This window comes from Pseudomonas sp. DE0010 (genome assembly GCF_007680745.1).
Lineage (GTDB): Bacteria > Pseudomonadota > Gammaproteobacteria > Pseudomonadales > Pseudomonadaceae > Aquipseudomonas > Aquipseudomonas parafulva_B.
Window position 1 is genome coordinate 59,743 of sequence record NZ_VEJQ01000020.1, and the last position, 18,666, is coordinate 78,408.

General features: G+C 62.3%; 15 protein-coding genes and 1 pseudogene. 7 read left to right on the top strand and 9 right to left on the bottom strand.

The genetic code is table 11. The features are described 5' to 3' along the window. Nucleotides 1-5 precede the first annotated feature (5 nt). Nucleotides 6-899 (bottom strand): LysR family transcriptional regulator, encoded by an 894-nt coding sequence (locus tag FS767_RS15765; protein ID WP_058605064.1) that lies wholly within the window; start codon nt 897-899, stop codon nt 6-8. A 146-nt stretch (nt 900-1,045) separates the two neighbouring features. On the opposite strand from FS767_RS15765, the gene FS767_RS15770 reads away from it, so the two are divergent. From FS767_RS15770 to FS767_RS15785, 4 genes and pseudogenes are all read left to right on the top strand, one after another. Further along, complete coding sequence (locus FS767_RS15770; protein ID WP_144966737.1) at nt 1,046-2,125, top strand: 4-oxalomesaconate tautomerase; 1,080 nt, start codon at nt 1,046-1,048, stop codon at nt 2,123-2,125. 71 nt (nt 2,126-2,196) lie between these two features. Then, nucleotides 2,197-3,516, top strand: coding sequence for a C4-dicarboxylate transporter DctA (gene dctA / locus FS767_RS15775; RefSeq protein WP_058605062.1), 1,320 nt, complete (start codon nt 2,197-2,199; stop codon nt 3,514-3,516). A gap of 119 nt (nt 3,517-3,635) precedes the next feature. Then, nucleotides 3,636-4,941: pseudogene (locus FS767_RS15780) on the top strand (CitMHS family transporter). Between the two features lie 66 nt (nt 4,942-5,007). Further along, nucleotides 5,008-6,261: an OprD family porin gene (locus FS767_RS15785; RefSeq protein WP_144966739.1), complete on the top strand. Its 1,254-nt coding sequence runs from the start codon at nt 5,008-5,010 to the stop codon at nt 6,259-6,261. A gap of 40 nt (nt 6,262-6,301) precedes the next feature. Here the strand turns inward: FS767_RS15785 and FS767_RS15790 are convergent, their stop codons facing one another. Both FS767_RS15790 and FS767_RS15795 read right to left on the bottom strand, forming a co-directional pair. After that, the gene (locus tag FS767_RS15790) at nt 6,302-6,817 is read right to left on the bottom strand and encodes a DUF4880 domain-containing protein (protein ID WP_144966741.1); all 516 of its coding nucleotides are present in this window, start codon (nt 6,815-6,817) and stop codon (nt 6,302-6,304) included. 436 nt (nt 6,818-7,253) lie between these two features. Beyond that, the gene (locus tag FS767_RS15795; protein WP_144966743.1) at nt 7,254-7,565 is read right to left on the bottom strand and encodes a DUF6124 family protein; all 312 of its coding nucleotides are present in this window, start codon (nt 7,563-7,565) and stop codon (nt 7,254-7,256) included. A gap of 130 nt (nt 7,566-7,695) precedes the next feature. Here FS767_RS15795 and FS767_RS15800 point away from each other — a divergent pair, with 130 nt between their 5' ends. Beyond that, nucleotides 7,696-8,349: a LexA family transcriptional regulator gene (locus FS767_RS15800; RefSeq protein ID WP_058605058.1), complete on the top strand. Its 654-nt coding sequence runs from the start codon at nt 7,696-7,698 to the stop codon at nt 8,347-8,349. 64 nt (nt 8,350-8,413) lie between these two features. Here FS767_RS15800 and FS767_RS15805 read toward each other — a convergent pair whose 3' ends face one another. The 4 genes from FS767_RS15805 to FS767_RS15820 all read right to left on the bottom strand — a co-directional run bounded on the left by FS767_RS15805 (nt 8,414) and on the right by FS767_RS15820 (nt 14,049). Then, nucleotides 8,414-10,366, bottom strand: a complete 1,953-nt coding sequence (locus tag FS767_RS15805) for an acetyl/propionyl/methylcrotonyl-CoA carboxylase subunit alpha (protein ID WP_144966745.1) — start codon at nt 10,364-10,366, stop codon at nt 8,414-8,416. After that, entirely contained in the window at nt 10,363-11,178 is an 816-nt protein-coding gene (locus FS767_RS15810; protein WP_144966747.1) for a gamma-carboxygeranoyl-CoA hydratase, read from the bottom strand. The genes FS767_RS15805 and FS767_RS15810 overlap by 4 nt, the downstream gene beginning before the upstream one ends. A 4-nt stretch (nt 11,179-11,182) precedes the next feature. Then, nucleotides 11,183-12,790 carry a carboxyl transferase domain-containing protein gene (locus FS767_RS15815; RefSeq protein WP_144966749.1) on the bottom strand — a complete coding sequence of 536 codons (1,608 nt, stop codon included), beginning with the start codon at nt 12,788-12,790 and terminating at the stop codon, nt 11,183-11,185. Nucleotides 12,791-12,885: 95 nt separating this feature from the next. Next, nucleotides 12,886-14,049 carry an isovaleryl-CoA dehydrogenase gene (locus FS767_RS15820; RefSeq protein WP_144966751.1) on the bottom strand — a complete coding sequence of 388 codons (1,164 nt, stop codon included), beginning with the start codon at nt 14,047-14,049 and terminating at the stop codon, nt 12,886-12,888. Between the two features lie 232 nt (nt 14,050-14,281). Here FS767_RS15820 and FS767_RS15825 point away from each other — a divergent pair, with 232 nt between their 5' ends. Next, complete coding sequence (locus FS767_RS15825; protein ID WP_144966753.1) at nt 14,282-15,958, top strand: AMP-binding protein; 1,677 nt, start codon at nt 14,282-14,284, stop codon at nt 15,956-15,958. A 31-nt stretch (nt 15,959-15,989) separates the two neighbouring features. Here the strand turns inward: FS767_RS15825 and FS767_RS15830 are convergent, their stop codons facing one another. Then, nucleotides 15,990-16,235 (bottom strand): hypothetical protein, encoded by a 246-nt coding sequence (locus FS767_RS15830; RefSeq protein WP_144966755.1) that lies wholly within the window; start codon nt 16,233-16,235, stop codon nt 15,990-15,992. An 85-nt stretch (nt 16,236-16,320) separates the two neighbouring features. After that, a complete protein-coding gene (locus tag FS767_RS22885) occupies nt 16,321-16,488 on the bottom strand; it encodes a hypothetical protein (RefSeq protein WP_167339594.1) in 168 nt (55 codons plus the stop codon). 138 nt (nt 16,489-16,626) lie between these two features. On the opposite strand from FS767_RS22885, the gene FS767_RS15835 reads away from it, so the two are divergent. After that, complete coding sequence (locus FS767_RS15835; RefSeq protein ID WP_144966758.1) at nt 16,627-18,645, top strand: alpha-1,4-glucan--maltose-1-phosphate maltosyltransferase; 2,019 nt, start codon at nt 16,627-16,629, stop codon at nt 18,643-18,645. The last annotated feature ends 21 nt before the right edge of the window (nt 18,646-18,666 follow it).

Sequence of the window (18,666 nt, forward strand, 5' to 3'; positions counted from 1 at the left end):
CATGCTCAGCGGTTCGGCCATTTCTCCAGCAGGATCGACACGAACTTCTCCGCTGCCGGCGACAGCGAGGCGCCGCGGCGGTAAACCAGGCCCAAGGTGCGGGTGACCTCCGGCTCAATCAACGGCACGCTTACCAGGGTAGGGTGGTCTGCACTGGGCATGGCCAGGCTAGGCATGGCCGATACGCCAAGCCCGGCCTCGACCATGCCCAGGGACGTGGACAGGTGCTGCACTTCGTAGAACCATTTGGGTCGCAGATTCAGCCCGGCCAGAGCGTGGTCGAGCAACATGCGATTGCCGCTCAACCGGCCGACACCGATCAAGCGATAGTCGGCAAGCTCGGTCCAGGTCACTGCATTGCGGTTGGCTAATGGGTGATCGCGCCGGCAGGCCAGCACGAAGTGCTCCTGCACCAAGGACACGAACTCGATGTCCGGATGCTGGCCGCTCATCATGTTGATGCCAAAATCGGCTTCCCCGCGCAGCACGGCCTCCAGGCCGTCATTGGCGCTCAGGTCCAACAGGCGAATGCGGATCTTGGGGTACTGGTCGTTGTAGTCGCGGATCACCGACGGCAAGAAATAGAACGCTGCGGTCGGTATACAGGCCAGCGTCACCTGTCCGGTCTGGCGCTCGGCCAGCTCCCGGATGCTGAGAATCGAATCCTCGAAGTCGTCCAGCAGGCGCCTGGCCTTGGGCAGAAAATCGCGGCCTACGCTGGTCAGGCTGACACGGCGGGTGGTGCGCTCCAACAGTGAGGTGCCTAACCCTTCCTCCAGCTTCTTGATACGTCGACTTAAAGCCGGCTGTGACAGATGCAGCACTTCGGCGGCCTCGTGGAAGCTGCCGAGTTCGGCGATTTTCACGAAAGATCGTATGTCTTGAAGCTCATATTCCACGATTCACCTCAGGTCCAAGTCGATTTTTATTATGTTGTATAACGGAATAATCGCTACGATATTTGCATTGGAATGATTTATCCATCCCTGTCACTCTTTTGCTCACGGCATCAATGATGTCCATTGATCAACAAGAGTGCGAAATCATGCAACGAATTCCTTGCGTACTCATGCGCGGCGGCACCTCCAAAGGGCCGTTCTTCCATGCCTGGGACTTGCCTGCCAATGTGGTCGAACGCGATGAATTGCTCATCGACCTGATGGGGTCCGGCCATGAGCTGGAGATCGACGGTATCGGTGGCGGCAGCCCGCAGACCAGCAAGGTCGCGATCATCAGCCCGTCGCTGCATGCCGACGCCGACGTCGATTACCTGTTCGTGCAGGTGATGGTCGCCCAGCGCCGCGTGGACACTGCGCCCAACTGCGGCAACATGCTGTGCGCGGTCGGTCCTTTCGCCATCGAGCAAGGGCTGGTCAAGGGCCAGGAAGGCAAGACCCTGGTGCGTATTCGTAACCTGAACACGGGCACCTTCGTCAACTCGCTGGTCGAAACCCCGGGTGGCATCGTGCGCTATGAAGGGCGTACCGCCATCGATGGCGTGCCGGGCACTGCCGCGCCGGTGCACCTGACCTTCCTCGATGCGGTTGGCAGCAAGACCGGCAAGCTGTTCCCCACCGGGCAAGCCAAGGATGTGATCGATGGCGTGCCCATGACCTGTATCGACATGGCCATGCCCATGATGGTCATCCAGGCCAGTGACCTGGGCATGACCGGCGCCGAAACGCCCGACGAGCTCGACGCCAACGGCCCTCTGCTCAAGCGTCTGGAAGCCCTGCGCCTCAAAGCCGGCAAGGCCATGGGCCTTGGCGATGTCAGCGGCATGGTGATCCCCAAGCCGGTGCTGGTGTCCAAGCCGCGCTACGACGGCACGCTCCAGGTGCGCTACTTCATGCCGCACAATTGCCACCGTGCCCTGGCGATCACCGGTGCTGTGGGGCTGGCCACTGCCTGTGTCAGCCCCGGCAGCGTCATTGTGGATCTGCTGGGCGAACAAGCCCTGGACCTGAGCCAGGTTCGTCTTGAGCATCCAAGTGGTGGCATCGACGTCGCGTTGTCACGCAGCGGTGCCGATGGCAAGACCCTGCAAGCCTCTGTGGTACGTACTGCCCGGCGGCTCTTTTCAGGGTTCGTCTACGCGCCTACCTTGCGCAGGATGGCTGGCTAGCCACCCAAAGGGTCGACCGCTGCACCTTGCAACAAGCGCATCCGCACAATATGAACAATGGGTGATGCCTCATGAAACTTGCCAAATCGCTGTACTTCCAGATCCTCTGCGCCGTCGTGCTGGGCGTAGTGGTCGGTCACTTCTGGGCGCAACAGGCCGTTGCGCTCAAGCCCTTGGGCGATGCCTTCATCAAGCTGGTCAAGATGATGATCGCGCCCGTGGTGTTCTGCACCATCGTCACCGGTATAGCCGGCATGACCGACAAGCGCTCGCTCGGGCGCCTGATGAGCAAGACGCTGTTGCTGTTCCTTGGGCTGACCATTGTCAGCCTGATCATCGGCTTGGCTGCGGTGTACCTGTTCAAGCCAGGGGTCGGCATGAACATCGACCCGGCCACCCTGAGCACCGAGGGCCTGACCCAGTTCACCGCCTCGGCCGCCAAACTGGGCGTGGTGGACTTCTTCATGCACATCATCCCGGACACCTTCATGGGGGCGTTCAACAAGGGTGAAGTGCTCCCCGTGCTGTTCATTGCCGTGCTCAGCGGTTTTGCGCTGTCGTCCATGGGCGAGAAAGGCAAGCCGGTGCTGGACGTACTGGAAGCGGCCTCGGCCATGGTGTTCCGCATCTTCGGCTACCTCATGCGTTTCGCACCGGTCGGTGCGTTCGGTGCCCTGGCGTTCACGGTCGGGCAGTACGGCGTCACCTCGCTGGGGTCGCTCGCCAAGCTGATCGGTACGCTCTACATTGCCTGTGCGTTCTTCGTCCTGGTCGTGCTGGGCGGCATCTGCCGCGCCCATGGTTTCAGCCTGTGGAAGCTGCTGCGCTATTTCCGCGAAGAGTTCCTGGTGGTGCTGGGCACTTCTTCCACGGAGCCTGTGTTGCCGCGCATGCTGGAGAAGCTGGAAAAGCTTGGCTGCAAGAAGGGGGTCGTTGGCCTGGTACTGCCTACCGGCTACTCGTTCAACCTCGACGGTACGGCGATCTACCTGTCCTTGGCTGCCGTGTTCATTGCCCAGGCCTGCAACATCGACCTGAGCCTGGGCCAGGTGGTGACGATGCTGGCGATCATGCTGCTGTCGTCAAAAGGCGCAGCGGGCGTGACCGGTAGCGGCTTCGTGGCCTTGGCCTCGACCCTGACAGTCATCCACGACATCCCGCTGGCAGGCCTGGCCCTGCTGATCGGCATCGACCGCTTCATGTCAGAGGCCCGCGCCCTCACGAGCCTTGCCAGCAACGCCGTGGCCACCGTGGTGGTGTCGATTTCCGAAAACGCGTGTGACAAGCAGATACTGCTCAGCCGCCTCAATGGCGAGCCTGTGGTCGAGCAGGCACCCACTACGGTCGGCCCTGACGCCACCTGGGTCGCCAAGCCAAGCCATCACGGCTAGGACGCCCGTAACACCCTGACCTCAAAACGCTGCAACCCGCGCGCAGGAACGCGCGCGGGTAGGGGGCTCGTCTGCGCCATCGACGGCCCAACCCGGATAAAAACAAGAGAGAAAAAGCCATGCTCGCACTCCTGGGCCTGATCATGGTGGTGACGTTCACCTACCTGATCATGAGCAAACGCCTGTCCCCGATCGTCGCCTTGACGGTCGTGCCGATCGCCTTCGCACTGGTGGGGGGGCTTTGCGCCTGACCTTGGCAAGATGATGCTCGACGGGCTGAAAATGGTAGCCCCGTCGGCCGCCTTGCTGCTGTTCGCCATCCTGTTTTTCGGCTTGATGATCGATGCCGGCCTGTTCGACCCTCTGATCCGTAAAATCCTCAAGCGTGTCAACGGCGACCCCATCAAGATCGCCATTGGCACTGCATTGCTGTCGCTGCTGGTGGCGCTGGACGGCGACGGCACCACCACCTACATGATCACCTGCGCGGCCATGCTGCCCTTGTACAAGCGCATCGGCATGAACCCGATGATCCTGGCAACGGTGTCGATGCTGTCGCTGAGCATCATGAGTGGCATGAGCCCCTGGGGCGGGCCCGCCACCCGCGCCATCGCAGCACTTGGGCTCGATGCCACCGACTATTTCATTCCCATGCTGCCCACGGTGATCGGCGGCGCCGCCTGGGTGGTGTTCACCGCCTACCTGCTGGGCCGTGCCGAACGACGCCGCATTGGCAACGTGGCCCTGGAGTCCGGCGGCGGCAACTGCTACATCAAGGAAATCCTGGGTGATACGCCCCACAAGCGCCCGCGTCTGGCCTATGTGAACCTGGTGCTGGTCATCGTGGTCATGACCGCGCTGGTGCTGGGCCTGATGCACGCGGCGATCCTGTTCATGATCGGTTTCGTTGCTGCGCTGATGATCAACTACCCGCAGCTGGAACTGCAGAAAGAACGTATTCTGGCCCATTCGGGCAACGCCATGACCGTGGTGCTGCTGGTGTTCGCCGCCGGTATCTTCGCCGGTATCTTCTCGGGCACCAAGATGGTCGATGCCCTGGCGCAAACCCTCGTGGACTGGATCCCGGAAGCCTGGAGCCACTGGTTCCCGCTGGTGGTGGCGCTGACCAGCATGCCGCTTACCTTCGTGCTGTCCAACGATGCCTATTATTTCGGCGTGGTGCCGATCCTGGCCAACGCAGCCGCCGCCTATGGCATCGACCCGGTGGAGATCGCCCGCGCCTCGGTGCTGGGTCAGCCGGTGCACTTGATGAGCCCGTTGGTCGCCTCGACCCTGCTGCTGGTGGGCATGGTCGACAAGGACATCGGCGACTTCCAGAGAGCCACGGTGAAGTGGGCAGTGCTCACTTCGCTGGTCATCACTGCATTGGCGGTGTTGACCGGCGCGCTGTCGTTCTTCGTCTGAACGGTGCGGGCGCCGCCGGGCGCCCGCCATCGCTTACACCCTAAAAACAACAATAGAGTACCGATCATGTCCTTGACCCTCGCGCGAGGGGCCGCCTGTGGCCTGCTCTGCGGCTGCCTGCCTGTGGCCGGCGCTACCGATTTCATTGAAGACAGCAAGCTCAAGCTGCAACTGCGCAACGTCTATTTCAACGAGAACTTTCGCGACGAACAGGGTATGAGCCCCCGCGCCGCAGCCACTGCCAAGAGCGAGCGTACCGAGTGGGCGCAGGGCTTCTTGCTCGATTACCAGTCGGGTTACACCCCCGGTACCCTGGGTCTGGGGCTCGATGCACTGGGCCTGTTGGGCGTGCGCCTGGATTCGGGGCGTGGCCGCAGTGGCACGGGCCTGTTGCCTGTGCATGACGATGGCCGGGCCGCCGACACGTTCGCCAGTGCCGGCGTTACGGTCAAGGCGCGTGTTGGGCAGAGCGTCGTCAGGCATGGCACCCTGTTGCCCAAGTTACCAGTGCTGGTGCACAACGATGCTCGTTTGATGCCGCAAACCTACCAGGGTACGCAGCTCACCAGTACCGCACTCGACAACCTGACCCTCACGGCCGGGCACCTGACCCGTTTCAAGCAGCGCGATTCATCCAACAGCACCGGCCTGTACCTGGACGGCTACAGTGGCGGCGAAGCCGGAGACTTCAGCTTTGCCGGCGCCGACTACACCTTCAGCAAACAGCTGCGCCTGAGCTACTACCACGGCCAGCTCGAGCACTTCTATCGTCAGGACTTCGCCGGCTTGGTTCACGACCATGCGCTGGCTGGCGGTGTACTGACCACGGACCTGCGCTACTTCAAGAGCAAAAGCACCGGTGCGGCCTACGGTGGCCCCATCGACAATGACATGCTCAGCGGGCAAATCGCCTACATGCATTCCGGCCATACGTTCGGCGCAGGTTATCAGGTGCTCAGTGGCGAAGCGGGGTTGCCGTACATCAGTGGCGCGACGGTGTACTCATTCAGCAACGTGGGCATCGGCAAGTTCATCGAAGAAGATGAAAAGACCTGGATGGCGAGCTATGTCTACAATTTCGCCGCTGCCGGGGTGCCGGGGTTGACCTTCATGACCCGTTACCTGAGCGGCGATAACGGCCGTTCTGGCGCGGCGGGCCTGAGCGAATGGGAGCGCGACGCAGAGCTTGCGTATGTGGTGCAATCAGGCCCCGCCAAAGGGCTTGGCGTCAAGCTGCGCAACTACGTGTACCGCTCGGACTTTGCCCGTGGCCGCGACAGCAATCGGTTGTACCTGACGTACGACATCGCGCTGTGGTGAGGCGCTCAAAGCGCAGGCTTGAGCGTGCGTTGGTTTCGTTTCACGTCCACAGCCCCAGCAAGATCAATACGGCCATGCCCAGCGCGGCGGCAATCGAGCATCCACCCAACGACAGGGCAGCGCGACCCTTGCGATACCAGCCGTCGCGGCCCAGGGCCAGTGCAGGCGCGTACAGGCTGCGCCAGCGCAGTTCGGTAGCGTGGAACGCCTGCAAGTGGTTGGGCGAGGCGTCCAGCCAGCGACGAAAGTCGATACGCTCGCAGGCAGTGACATCCGGGCTCTGCAAGCGCACATACCACTGTGCTGCCTGGCTCGTCGGGCCATCAGGGCGGGGCTGACCGGCAAGCAACGCCTGCACCATCAGACGCTCGACACTGGGTAGGGGCAGGCCCAGACGTGTGGCGACCCTGCCCTGGGTCAACTGATCGAGACGGCTTAGCAGAAACACTTGTTGCGCAGCACGTGGCAGGCGCTTGAGTGCGAGCAGCAGGGCAGCATCGCTATCGGCAGCGTGCTCCGGCAGAGGCGCATGGAGGCGCAAGAGCGTGCGGGTCATGAGCAGTTCCTTGCTGGAGAGCAGGTGGGGGATATTCGTAAAAGCCGAGCTTAGGCTTAACGAGATTGATTCTCAAGTGCTGAATCGGCAAACTTTTGTAATGGCCGTTCACCCCCGGAAACACTTTTGCTACCATCGCCGCCATCACGATCTTCATTAGCCTGAAGAGCCAAAAAAAAGACCCAGCAAAAAGCTGGGTCAAAAACCGTGATTAGCCTGATGAGGAGATAATCCGAGAGCGACCTAAGCTCCGGTTTATCCAGCTGATCTCGCGATCAGCTGAGTGCAATAATAATCGTTATCATTTGCCAGTCAAATGATTTTTTATTCACTACGGTAGAAAGTCTACCGCTGCGCTTCCTTGTCCCCCAAAAAGGGGCCTTGGCTTTGCACGCCAAGCGCCTGCTGCGTTCCCTCCCATTCACAACAACCTGCCTCAAGCGGCGGGGTCTGCCGTGCGCTGGTGTTCCAGCAGCGCGCGAGCCATGTCCATCATGTGCATCAAGGCAAACAGCAGCTCTCGCTGGCCACCATGCTGGTGGGTGGCGGTTTCCTGGGCGGTTGCTGCCGCACAGCGCAGCAGGGCAATGGCATGCTCCTGTGCTTGATCACGTGTGACGCCTTCGTGAAGCGTCCAAATCCTGTTCTCAAGCGTAGGGCGGGGCGGGTTGGGATTCAGGTAGTAGTCCAGCGCGCGGCGGGCGGCTTCGCTGTCGAGATCTGTTTCGTCGTTTTTCGGATGTTTCATTGCGATACCTTCCAGGTTCTCGTCAAACACAATGAACTCAGAGCATAGGTCAATTTGTATTTTCTAGCGCCAAATAAATAATTCAGATTGTGTATTGCTGCTTCCAATACAGTCCGTATTGTTGCCGCTCATGGAAAATTGGAATGCATTTCTCAAGCGCTACAAGCGCGAACACAACCTCAGCCAGTTGAAACTGGCCGAGCGCCTGGGCATGACGCAAGGTGGGGTAGGGCACTGGCTTCGCGGCACCCGTCGTCCCACGTTGGAGACCATCAACGAAAAACTGGAAAAGCTCGGCCTGGTCTTTCTGGAGGCGCAGGTCATGGTGGTCGAGCGCGACCTGATGCGCGAATCACCTGGCCACTACGGTGCTGAGCCGCCTGTTTCCGCACAGGCCCTGCTCTATGCGAGCTTTCGCTTTCCGGTGCTCAAGTGGGCGGACTTGCAGGGCCCGTTGCCTGAAACCAGCGAAGTGCACGAGCAGACCGACTACATGCCTGCCGGCAATGCGTTCTGGCTTGCCGTGGAAAACGACTCGATGAACGCTGCCAGCGGCAAGAGCGTGCCCGAAGGCATGCGCGTGCTGGTCGATACCGGGTTGCCCGTGGAGCCCGGCAGGTTGGTGATCGCACGCCAGCCTGGCAAAGCCCCCGTGCTCCGCCAATTGGTCGAAGAAGGCGGCGACAAGATGCTCAAGCCGTTGAACACCCGTTACCCCACGGTGCTCTGCGAAACCGGCTGTGAGTTCCTGGGGGTGGTGGTGCGGGTACACGGGGCGTTCTGAGGCCACGTGGCCCGTGCGGTGAGGCAAGGGCCGCAGGCCGTCAGGCACCGCGACCCCGCGGCCTTCACGGTTCCAGTTCGACCAGCGCTGCCCCCTCGCTGACCATGTCGCCTTCCTGGCACAGCAAGGCTTTGACCATGGTGGCCTTGGGGGCCCGAATGCTGTGCTCCATCTTCATGGCCTCCAGCACCACCAGCGGGGCACCTGCTTCTACCGCCTGACCCACCTCGACCAGTACCCGCACAATGCTGCCGTTCATGGGGGCGGTCAGGCCGCCTTGATGGACAAGGTCGATGGCTGCCTGGGCGAGCGGGTCGAATGCTTCGAGGGTGTGGAGTTCTCCATCCCAGTGCAGATACAGGCTGGCACCTTTGCGAATGGCCAGGTGGCGGGTGCGCAGGCCTGCCTGCTCTCGCATCAGCCAATCCCCTTGCAGGCTCCAGATGCCTTGGGTCTTCTGGTCAAGCGCAACGGCCTGGTCATGCCCATTGTGGGTCAGATGCACATTCAGCGAAGTTCCAGCCCCCAAGCGCAGCCCGTCTTGTCGGGCCCATGGGGAGTGTGGGTCGTCCACGCGTGCGCAGGCAGGTTCGCTCAGCAACCACGCCTGGGCTGCAGCCTCCCAGCCCTCGGCCGACAATGCCTGCGCGGCGGGCAAAAGCGTTTCCTGATGACGCGGGATGAAGTCGGTATCCAGCTCGGCTGCTGCAAACCCAGGGTGGGCCAGGATACGTCGCAGGAAGGCGATGTTGGTCTTGACGCCGCCTACCGCGAACTCATCCAGCATGGCCAGCAAGCGCAGGCGGGCCTGCTCCCGGTCTTCGCCCCAGGCGATCAGTTTGCCCAGCATCGGGTCGTAGAAGGGCGACACCGCATCGCCTTCGCTCACACCGCTGTCCACGCGCCGGCCCGGGCCGCAAGCCGGTTCCCGGTAAAGCGTCAGGGTGCCGGTGGCCGGCAAGAAGTCATTGGCCGGATCTTCGGCGTACAGCCGCACTTCGATGGCATGGCCGTTGAGCGGTACCTGGTCCTGGGTGAGGGGCAGGGGCTCACCGCAAGCCACGCGAATCTGCCAGGCCACCAGGTCCAGGCCGGTGATGGCCTCGGTGACGGGGTGCTCCACTTGCAGGCGCGTGTTCATCTCCATGAAGAAGAACTGGCCACGGGCGTCCAGCAGAAATTCCACGGTGCCAGCGCCGACATAGCCGATGGCCTGCGCCGCGCGTACTGCCGCCTCGCCCATGGCGCGGCGCAGGTCTGCCGAAAGGCCCGGGGCAGGGGCTTCCTCGACCACCTTCTGGTGACGCCGCTGGATCGAGCAATCCCGTTCGTTGAGGTACAGGCAGTGGCCGTGGTGATCGGCAAAAATCTGGATCTCCACATGGCGCGGCTTTAATACGTACTTTTCCACCAGCATCCGCGCATCGCCAAAGGACGACAGGGCTTCACGTTGCGCCGACGCCAGGGCATCGGCCAACTGGCTTTCGTCCTCGACCACCTTCATGCCCTTGCCGCCACCACCGGCGCTGGCCTTGAGCAGGACCGGGTAGCCGACGTGCCGGGCGGCTTGCTTGAAGGTGTCCAGGTCCTGGGCCTGGCCATGGTAGCCCGGCACCAGCGGCACGCCTGCGGCCTCCATCAAGGCCTTGGCGGCCGACTTGCTGCCCATGGCGTCGATGGCCGACGCAGGTGGGCCCAGGAACATCAAGCCAGCGGCTTCGACTGCGCGGGCAAAATCTGCGTTTTCCGAAAGAAAGCCATAGCCAGGGTGAATGGCCTGGGCACCGCTGGCCTTGGCCGCTGCCACCAGCTTGTCGATCTGCAGGTAACTGTCTGCCGCCTTGTTACCGCCCAGGTCCACGCACACATCGGCTTCACGGCTGTGGCGGGCATTACGGTCGATGGCGCTGTGCACCGCCACCGTGGTCAGGCCCATGGCCTTGGCGGTGAGCATCACCCGGCAGGCGATTTCACCACGGTTGGCCACCAGCAACGTTGTCAATGGCGGGCGGTTCATGGGCGTGGCTCCTTGTTTGCATCGGCCTGCCAGGCAGGTTGGCGTTTTTCCAGAAACGCACGAAGGCCTTCCTGGCCCTCGGCGCTTACGCGGATTCGCGCGATGGCGTTCTCGCAATAACGACGCAGGCCAGGGCTGAGGGTACCGCCGTCGACCTCGCGCAGCAGCTCCTTGGTCGCGCGCATTGCCTGGGGGCTATTGGCCAGAAGGGTTTCAACCCACTGTTTCACGCTGGCCTCCAACTGGCTGGCCGGGTACACCTCGGCCAACAACCCAAGGGCCTGGGCCTGCAACCCGCTGAAGCGCTCTGCCGTGAGTGCATAACGGCGGGCGGCGCGCTCGCCGATGGCCTTGACCACGAAGGGACTGATCACCGCCGGTGCCAGGCCGATGCGCACTTCCGACAGGCACAGCTGGGCGTCTTCGGCACCGATGGCCATGTCACAGCAACTGATCAGGCCCAGGGCGCCGCCGAATGCGGCGCCCTGTACCACTGCCAGGGTCGGCACCTTGATGCGGTGCAGTGCATACATCAACTCGCCCAGCTCGCGTGCGTCATCCAGGTTGGTGTTGAAGTCCAGCTGCGCCGACTGCTGCATCCACGCAAGGTCGGCGCCGGCACTGAAATGCCGTCCCCGCCCGCGCAGCAACACGAAGCGCACGCCCGCGTCGTCGGCAAGCTGCCCCAGGGCAATGTTCAGCTCGCGGATCATCAAGGCATTGAAGGCGTTGTGCTTGTCCTCGCGGCTGAGCCACAAGGTGGCGAAGCCACGTGGATCGTGGCTCACCTCTACCGTAGTGAAATCGCTCATGGGGTCACATCCTGAATATGCCGAAGCGGCTCGGTTCGATCGGTGCGTTCAGCGCCGCAGACAAGGCCAGGGCCAGCACATCGCGGGTCTGCGCTGGGTCGATGACGCCGTCGTCCCATAGGCGGGCGCTGGAGTAGTAGGGGTGGCCCTGATGCTCGTATTGATCGAGGATCGGCTGCCTGAGCCTGGCCTCATCCTCGGCGCCAAACGGCTCGCCGCTGCGCTCGCTCTGCTCGCGCTTGACCTGTACCAGCACGCCGGCAGCCTGTTCGGCGCCCATCACCCCGATGCGCGCATTGGGCCACATCCAGAGAAAGCGCGGGTCGTAGGCGCGTCCGCACATGCCGTAGTTGCCGGCACCGAAACTGCCGCCAATGATGACCGTGAACTTGGGTACCTGCGCGCAGGCCACGGCCGTGACCAACTTGGCGCCATGCTTGGCGATGCCGCCTTCTTCGTACTTCTTGCCCACCATGAACCCCGTGATGTTCTGCAGGAACAGCAGCGGGATACCACGCTGGCAAGCCAGCTCGATGAAGTGCGCGCCTTTTTGCGCAGCCTCGGCAAACAGGATGCCGTTGTTGGCCAGGATGGCGATCGGGTAGCCGTGCAGGTGGGCGAAGCCGCACACCAGCGTGGTCCCGAACAAGGCTTTGAACTCATCGAACACCGAGCCATCAACCAGCCGTGCGATGACTTCACGCACATCGAAAGGCTGCTTGGCGTCAGCCGGAATCACGCCGTATAGCTCCTGCGCCGCATACAAGGGCGCAACGGGCGGCTTGCATTGCAGGGCACCGAGCTTGCGCCAGTTGAGATTGGCCACGCAGCGCCTGGCCAGCGCCAGGGCATGCTCGTCGTTCTCGGCGTAATGGTCGGCTACACCGCTGGTGCGGCAATGCACATCGGCGCCGCCTAGCGCCTCGGCGCTCACCACCTCGCCTGTGGCCGCCTTCACCAGCGGTGGGCCGGCCAGGAAGATGGTGGCCTGTTGACGCACCATGATCGCCTCGTCCGCCATTGCCGGCACGTAGGCGCCGCCTGCGGTGCATGACCCCATCACCACGGCGATCTGGGCGATGCCCAGTGCGCTCATGTTGGCCTGGTTGAAGAAAATCCGCCCGAAGTGCTCACGGTCGGGAAACACCTCGTCCTGGCGCGGCAAGTTGGCGCCGCCAGAATCCACCAGGTAGATGCACGGCAGACGGTTCTGCAAGGCAATGGTCTGCGCCCGCAGGTGCTTTTTCACCGTCAGCGGGTAGTAAGAGCCACCTTTGACGGTGGCGTCGTTAGCCACGATCATGCATTCCACGCCTTCCACGCGCCCGATCCCGGCGATCAGGCCGGCTGCCGGAACGTCTTCGCCGTAGACCTGGTGTGCAGCCAACTGGCCGATCTCGAGAAAGGCGGAACCGGCATCGAGCAGACGTTCGATTCGCTCGCGGGGCAGCAGTTTGCCTCGCGAGGTGTGCCGCTCCTGAGCCTTGGGGCCGCCACCCTGGGCTACCTGGGCAAGCAGCACACGCAGGTTGTCGACCTGGGCCTGCATGGCTGCCTGGGACTGGGCGAATTCGGGTGACCGGGGGTTCACTTGGGATTTCAGAATCATCATGACTCCTGGTGCAGCGGCGCGCCCTTGGCTTGGCCGTGCAAGGTTGTCCGGTGTGGCCACGGCGGGCGTATGAGCCGGCCGCAGCGCCAGCGTGTTCAGCGGGTCTCGTTGAACAACTCGCGGCCGATCAGCATCCGGCGGATTTCGCTGGTGCCGGCGCCGATTTCGTACAGCTTGGCATCGCGCAGCAAGCGACCTGCGGGAAATTCGTTGATATACCCGTTGCCGCCAAGAATCTGGATCGCCTCCAGGGCCATCTGCGTGGCGCGCTCGGCGGTGTAGAGGATCACCCCGGCTGCGTCCTTGCGGGTGGTTTCGCCGCGATCGCACGCCTGGGCAACGGCATACAGGTAAGCGCGGCTGGCGTTGAGCTGGGTGTACATGTCGGCGACCTTGCCCTGGATCAACTGGAACTCGCCGATGCTCTGCCCGAATTGCTTGCGGTCATGGATGTACGGCACCACCAGGTCCATGCAGCTCTGCATGATGCCGGTAGGGCCGCCGGCGAGCACCACGCGCTCGTAGTCCAGGCCGCTCATCAACACCCGTACGCCGCCATTGAGTTGGCCGAGGATGTTGTCCTCTGGCACGTGCACGTCATCGAAGAACAGCTCGCAGGTGTTCGAACCACGCATGCCCAGCTTGTCGAACTTGTTGCTGCGGCTAAAGCCTGCCCAATCGCGCTCGACGATGAACGCAGTGATGCCATGGGGGCCTTTTTCCAGATCGGTCTTGGCGTAGATGACGTAGGTGTTGGCGTCGGGCCCGTTGGTGATCCACGTCTTGCTGCCGTTGAGCACGTAGTGGTCGCCGCGTTTGTCGGCGCGCAGTTTCATCGACACCACGTCCGACCCTGCATTGGGTTCGCTCATCGCCAGGGCGCCGACGTGCTCGCCGCTGACCAGCTTGGGCAGGTACCTGGCCTTTTGCGCGGGCGTGCCGTTACGGTTGATCTGGTTGACGCACAAATTGGAGTGGGCGCCGTAGGACAGCGCGACTGAGGCCGAGGCGCGGCTGATTTCTTCCATAGCCACCACGTGCGCCAGATAACCCAAGCCTGCGCCACCGTATTCTTCCGGGACGGTGATGCCGAGCAGGCCCATGTCGCCGAACTTGCGCCACATGTCGGCAGGGAACAGGTTGTCGTGGTCGATCTGCGCGGCGCGAGGGGCGAGCTCGGCGGCGGCGAAGGTGCGCACCTGGTCGCGAAGCATGTCGATGGTCTCGCCCAGGGCGAAGTTCAGGCTGGGGTAATGCATGCGAGGGCACCTTGTTGTTCTTGAAATGGGATCACGCTGCTAGCGGCAAGCTTGCCTGGGCAGGCAGCTGACGCAGAAAGCATGCTCAGCTGCCTATCACCTTTACGTAAACGTAAACCTGCACCTGCTTTTTTGTCAATTTATCCGTCACCTTTACGTAAACGTAAATCTGAGCCAAAGTGATTGGCGCGCATTTGGCCCCTATCCAGAACAATCAAAAGAAGGGACGCACATGACTCAACCCAGCTATACCCGCGGTCGCCAGGACCGCCCCTTGCTTACTCAAACCATTGGCCAGGCCTTCGACGCGACCGTGGCGCGCCTGGGCGAGCAGGAAGCATTGGTGGCTCGGCACCAGCGCCTGCGCTACAGCTGGCGGCAACTGGCGGAGCAGGTCGAGTCGTGTGCCCGGGCGCTGATGGCCCTTGGGATCGGAACCGGTGACCGCGTGGGTATCTGGGCACCCAACTGCGCGCAGTGGTGCATCCTGCAGGTGGCAACTGCCAAGGTGGGCGCCATCCTGGTCAACGTCAACCCGGCTTACCGGGTGGGTGAGCTTGAGTACGTGCTGCGCCAGTCAGGGTGCAGCTGGCTGGTCTGTGCCGACGCATTCAAGCATTCCGATTACCACGCCATGGTCCAGGCCTTGGTGCCGGAGTTGGCGACCGCAGCACCCGGTCAGATCAGCAGTGCCGCGCTGCCCGCCTTGCGCGGGGTCGTAAGCCTGGCCAACGATCCGCCTGCTGGCTTCCTGCCGTGGGAGGCACTGGCCACTTGGGGCATGTCCGTAAGCCGCGAAGCGTGCACGGGCCGGCAAAACAGCCTGCATTTCGACCAGCCGGTGAACATCCAGTACACCTCTGGCACCACCGGCGCGCCCAAGGGCGCCACCCTCAGCCACTACAACATCCTGAACAACGGCTTCATGGTTGGCGCAAGCCTAGGCTTGACTGCGCATGACCGCATGGTGATCCCGGTGCCCTTGTATCACTGTTTCGGCATGGTCATGGGCAACCTGGGCTGTATCACCCATGGCACCACCATGATCTACCCAGGCGAGGGCTTCGACGCCGAGTTGGCCTTGCGCGCCGTGGCCGAGGAACGCGGCACCATCCTGTACGGCGTGCCCACCATGTTCATCGCCATGCTCGATCATCCGGCCCGCCAGCGTATGGACCTGTCGTCCTTGCGCAGCGGCATCATGGCCGGCGCCACCTGCCCGATCGAGGTCATGCGCAGGGTCATCGACCAGATGCACATGGCCCAGGTGCAGATCGCCTATGGCATGACTGAAACAAGCCCGGTGTCGTTGCAAACCGGCCCGGATGATGACCTGGAGCTGCGCGTCACCACTGTGGGCCGTACCCAGCCGCAACTGGAAAGCAAGATCATCGACCCGCAAGGCGCAACGGTTGCGCGCGGTGAAACCGGTGAGCTTTGCACGCGCGGCTACAGCGTGATGCTGGGTTACTGGGATAATCCCGAGGCCACGGCCAGTGCCATCGACGCGGCCGGATGGATGCACAGCGGTGACCTGGCGGTGATGGACGAGGCGGGCTATGTGCGCATCGTCGGGCGCAACAAGGACATGATCATCCGCGGTGGCGAAAACATCTATCCGCGTGAAATAGAAGAGTTCTTCTATACCCACCCGGCGGTTGCCGATGCCCAGGTCATTGGTATCCCGTGCAGCCGCTACGGCGAGGACATCGTCGCCTGGGTCAAGCTGCATCCGGGTCACCAGGCCACTGCCGAGGAGCTGCAGGCCTGGTGCAAATCCCGTATCGCCCACTACAAGGTGCCCCGCCATATCCGCTTCGTCGATGAGTTTCCCATGACCGTGACGGGCAAGGTGCAGAAGTTCAGAATGCGGGAGATCAGCGTGGCTGAACTGGGCAGGGTCGAGTAGGAATGTCAGCTACAGATGCCGTGGCAAGCCCTCACCTTGACTGCGTGGCTTTCCAGAGTACCTCGGCCAACTGACTGACCGTCATTGTCGCCTGATACTTGAAACTCACCTGGCTGTCTTCCTTGATCTGATCGACAGCACGGCGGACGGCTCCATCATCGAGTGACTGCAGCACCGTTGCGGGCTGTGGGTCTTCTATGCCTGCATCCTGAAGGCACTCGATGATGTAGATTTCGTATTCGTCTCGTTCGCTGGGGCTCATACCATCATGCGTCATATCCATAACTCCTGAATCACAAAGGTGACTCATGATCGGAACAACGCAGCCGATGCGCCACTGGCAAAACTGACAGTTTTCGACTTCAGTCGACCGCCTTTATCGGGGGTTCTTGACTGGGTGGGTCACCCACGGTTGGCGGCTCGGTCGGCTGAATCGGCAGGTCATCCGGGTCACGCTCAGGCTCCGGGGGCGGGAGGTTGGGATCGTCAATGTTCGGATCGGGCGTTTCCGGGGGCGTTGGGAGCGTCATGGCCATGCCTCGTGGGGTTGAGTGAACCTGTCCTGCAGCGTTCGACCGCTGGTGCTTCGAATCAATTCATTTTTGAACCCAGGCTCGGTCGCCGCGCTCTCAATCCTTACCGCCACCAGTCCCAGGGAGCAAGGCCTGATGTCTTTGAACGAGCCCTTCGAAAGCGTGCCCACGGCAAATGATCATCCGGACCAGGTCATCAGCCTGTCCCAGGCCTTGATGGCAACGCGTATCGCCATCGAGGACACCCAGCCGGTGCTCGACGGCGGCGCCTTTGCCGCCAAGGCCATCAGCAACCAGCCGGTTTCGGTCAGCACCAAGGTATTCACCGACGGCCACGACCGGATGGCTGTGGTGTTGAACTGGCGCCAGGCCGGTAGCCGTCGCATTCATTGCGTGCCCATGACCTCGCCCGGCAATGACCTGTGGCTGGCAGAATTCACCCCCACTGAAATCGGGCCGCATGTGTTCAGCATCGAAGCCTGGATCGACCCCTACGCCACCTACTGCTACGACCTGGAGAAAAAGTTCAATGCCGGCGTCGGCGTAAAGCTTGAACTCGAGGAAGGGCGGTTGCTGCTGGGCAAGGGCATCGAATTGAGCAGCGGCGCCTTGCGCGAGCAATTACAGGCGCTGCAAGCCACGTTGCAGACGCTGCCTGAGGATGAACAAGTGGCCCTGCTGCTGGGCGCCGAGGCATCGCAGATGATGGCCGCCGCCGAGCACCGCAGCTACCTGACCCGCAGTTGCGATTACCCGCTGGATGTGGACCGCCCGGCCGCGCAATTCGCCAGCTGGTATGAGCTGTTCCCCCGTTCGATCACCGATGATCCCCAGCGTCATGGCACCTTCAACGATGTGCACCAGCGCCTGCCGATGATTCGCGACATGGGCTTCGACGTGTTGTATTTCCCGCCCATTCACCCCATTGGCATGCAGCACAGAAAGGGCCGGAACAATTCGTTGCAGGCCCAGCCGGGGGACCCTGGCAGCCCCTATGCAATTGGCAGTGCCGACGGTGGGCACGATGCGATCCACCCCGAACTCGGCACGCGTGAAGATTTCCGTCGCCTGGTATCGGCGGCAGCCCAGCACGGTCTGGAAATCGCCCTGGACTTCGCCATCCAGTGCTCCCAGGACCATCCGTGGCTCCAGGAACATCCAGGCTGGTTCAGCTGGCGCCCTGACGGCACCATCCGCTATGCCGAGAACCCGCCGAAGAAGTACCAGGACATCGTCAACGTCGACTTCTACGCGCCCGATGCCGTGCCTGGGCTGTGGATCGCCCTGCGTGATGTGATCATCGGTTGGGTGGAGGAGGGCGTGAAAACGTTCCGGGTGGACAACCCGCATACCAAACCCCTGCCGTTCTGGCAGTGGCTGATCGCCAATGTGCGCAGTCAATACCCGGACGTGTTGTTCCTGGCCGAGGCGTTCACCAAGCCCGCCATGATGGCCCGCCTGGGCAAGGTCGGCTATGCGCAGAGCTACACCTATTTCACCTGGCGCAACACCAAGCAGGAGCTGAGCGAGTATTTCGAAACGCTCAACCAGCCGCCGTGGAGCCAATGCTACCGGCCGAACTTCTTCGTCAACACGCCAGACATCAACCCGTTCTTCCTCCAGCAAAATGGCCGGGCCGGCTTCCTCATCCGGGCCGCACTGGCGACCATGGGGTCGGGCTTGTGGGGCATGTACTCGGGCTTCGAGCTGTGCGAAGCGGCAGGGCTGCCGGGCAAGGAAGAATACCTGGACTCGGAGAAGTACGAGATCCGCCCGCGTGACTTTACACAGCCGGGCAACATCATCGCCGAGATCGCCCAGCTCAACCGTATCCGCCGGCAGAACCCGGCCCTGCAGAGCCATCTGGGCCTGACGCTGCTCAACTGCTGGAATGACAACATCCTGTATTTCGCAAAGCGCACCCCCGCCCGTGACAATTACATTCTCATCGCCGTGAGCCTGGACCCGCACAACGCCCAGGAAGCCCATTTCGAACTGCCGTTGTGGGAGCTTGGCCTTGATGACGGTGCCGAAACCCACGGGGAGGACCTGATGAATGGTCATCGCTGGTCGTGGTACGGCAAGACCCAGTTCATGCGCATCGAGCCTTGGCATCAGCCATTCGGTATCTGGCGAATCAGCAAAGTCAGCTGAGCGTGGCAGGGAGCGGGCACC

Excerpts from the sequence above, each read along its gene's own strand:
- FS767_RS15770 (WP_144966737.1), top strand. The coding sequence starts at position 1,046 with ATGCAACGAATTCCTTGCGTACTCATGCGCGGCGGCACCTCCAAAGGG.
- dctA (WP_058605062.1), top strand. The coding sequence starts at position 2,197 with ATGAAACTTGCCAAATCGCTGTACTTCCAGATCCTCTGCGCCGTCGTG.
- FS767_RS15785 (WP_144966739.1), top strand. The coding sequence starts at position 5,008 with ATGTCCTTGACCCTCGCGCGAGGGGCCGCCTGTGGCCTGCTCTGCGGC.
- FS767_RS15790 (WP_144966741.1), bottom strand. The coding sequence starts at position 6,817 with ATGACCCGCACGCTCTTGCGCCTCCATGCGCCTCTGCCGGAGCACGCT.
- FS767_RS15795 (WP_144966743.1), bottom strand. The coding sequence starts at position 7,565 with ATGAAACATCCGAAAAACGACGAAACAGATCTCGACAGCGAAGCCGCC.
- FS767_RS15800 (WP_058605058.1), top strand. The coding sequence starts at position 7,696 with ATGGAAAATTGGAATGCATTTCTCAAGCGCTACAAGCGCGAACACAAC.
- FS767_RS15805 (WP_144966745.1), bottom strand. The coding sequence starts at position 10,366 with ATGAACCGCCCGCCATTGACAACGTTGCTGGTGGCCAACCGTGGTGAA.
- FS767_RS15810 (WP_144966747.1), bottom strand. The coding sequence starts at position 11,178 with ATGAGCGATTTCACTACGGTAGAGGTGAGCCACGATCCACGTGGCTTC.
- FS767_RS15815 (WP_144966749.1), bottom strand. The coding sequence starts at position 12,790 with ATGATGATTCTGAAATCCCAAGTGAACCCCCGGTCACCCGAATTCGCC.
- FS767_RS15820 (WP_144966751.1), bottom strand. The coding sequence starts at position 14,049 with ATGCATTACCCCAGCCTGAACTTCGCCCTGGGCGAGACCATCGACATG.
- FS767_RS15825 (WP_144966753.1), top strand. The coding sequence starts at position 14,282 with ATGACTCAACCCAGCTATACCCGCGGTCGCCAGGACCGCCCCTTGCTT.
- FS767_RS15830 (WP_144966755.1), bottom strand. The coding sequence starts at position 16,235 with ATGACGCATGATGGTATGAGCCCCAGCGAACGAGACGAATACGAAATC.
- FS767_RS22885 (WP_167339594.1), bottom strand. The coding sequence starts at position 16,488 with ATGACGCTCCCAACGCCCCCGGAAACGCCCGATCCGAACATTGACGAT.
- FS767_RS15835 (WP_144966758.1), top strand. The coding sequence starts at position 16,627 with ATGTCTTTGAACGAGCCCTTCGAAAGCGTGCCCACGGCAAATGATCAT.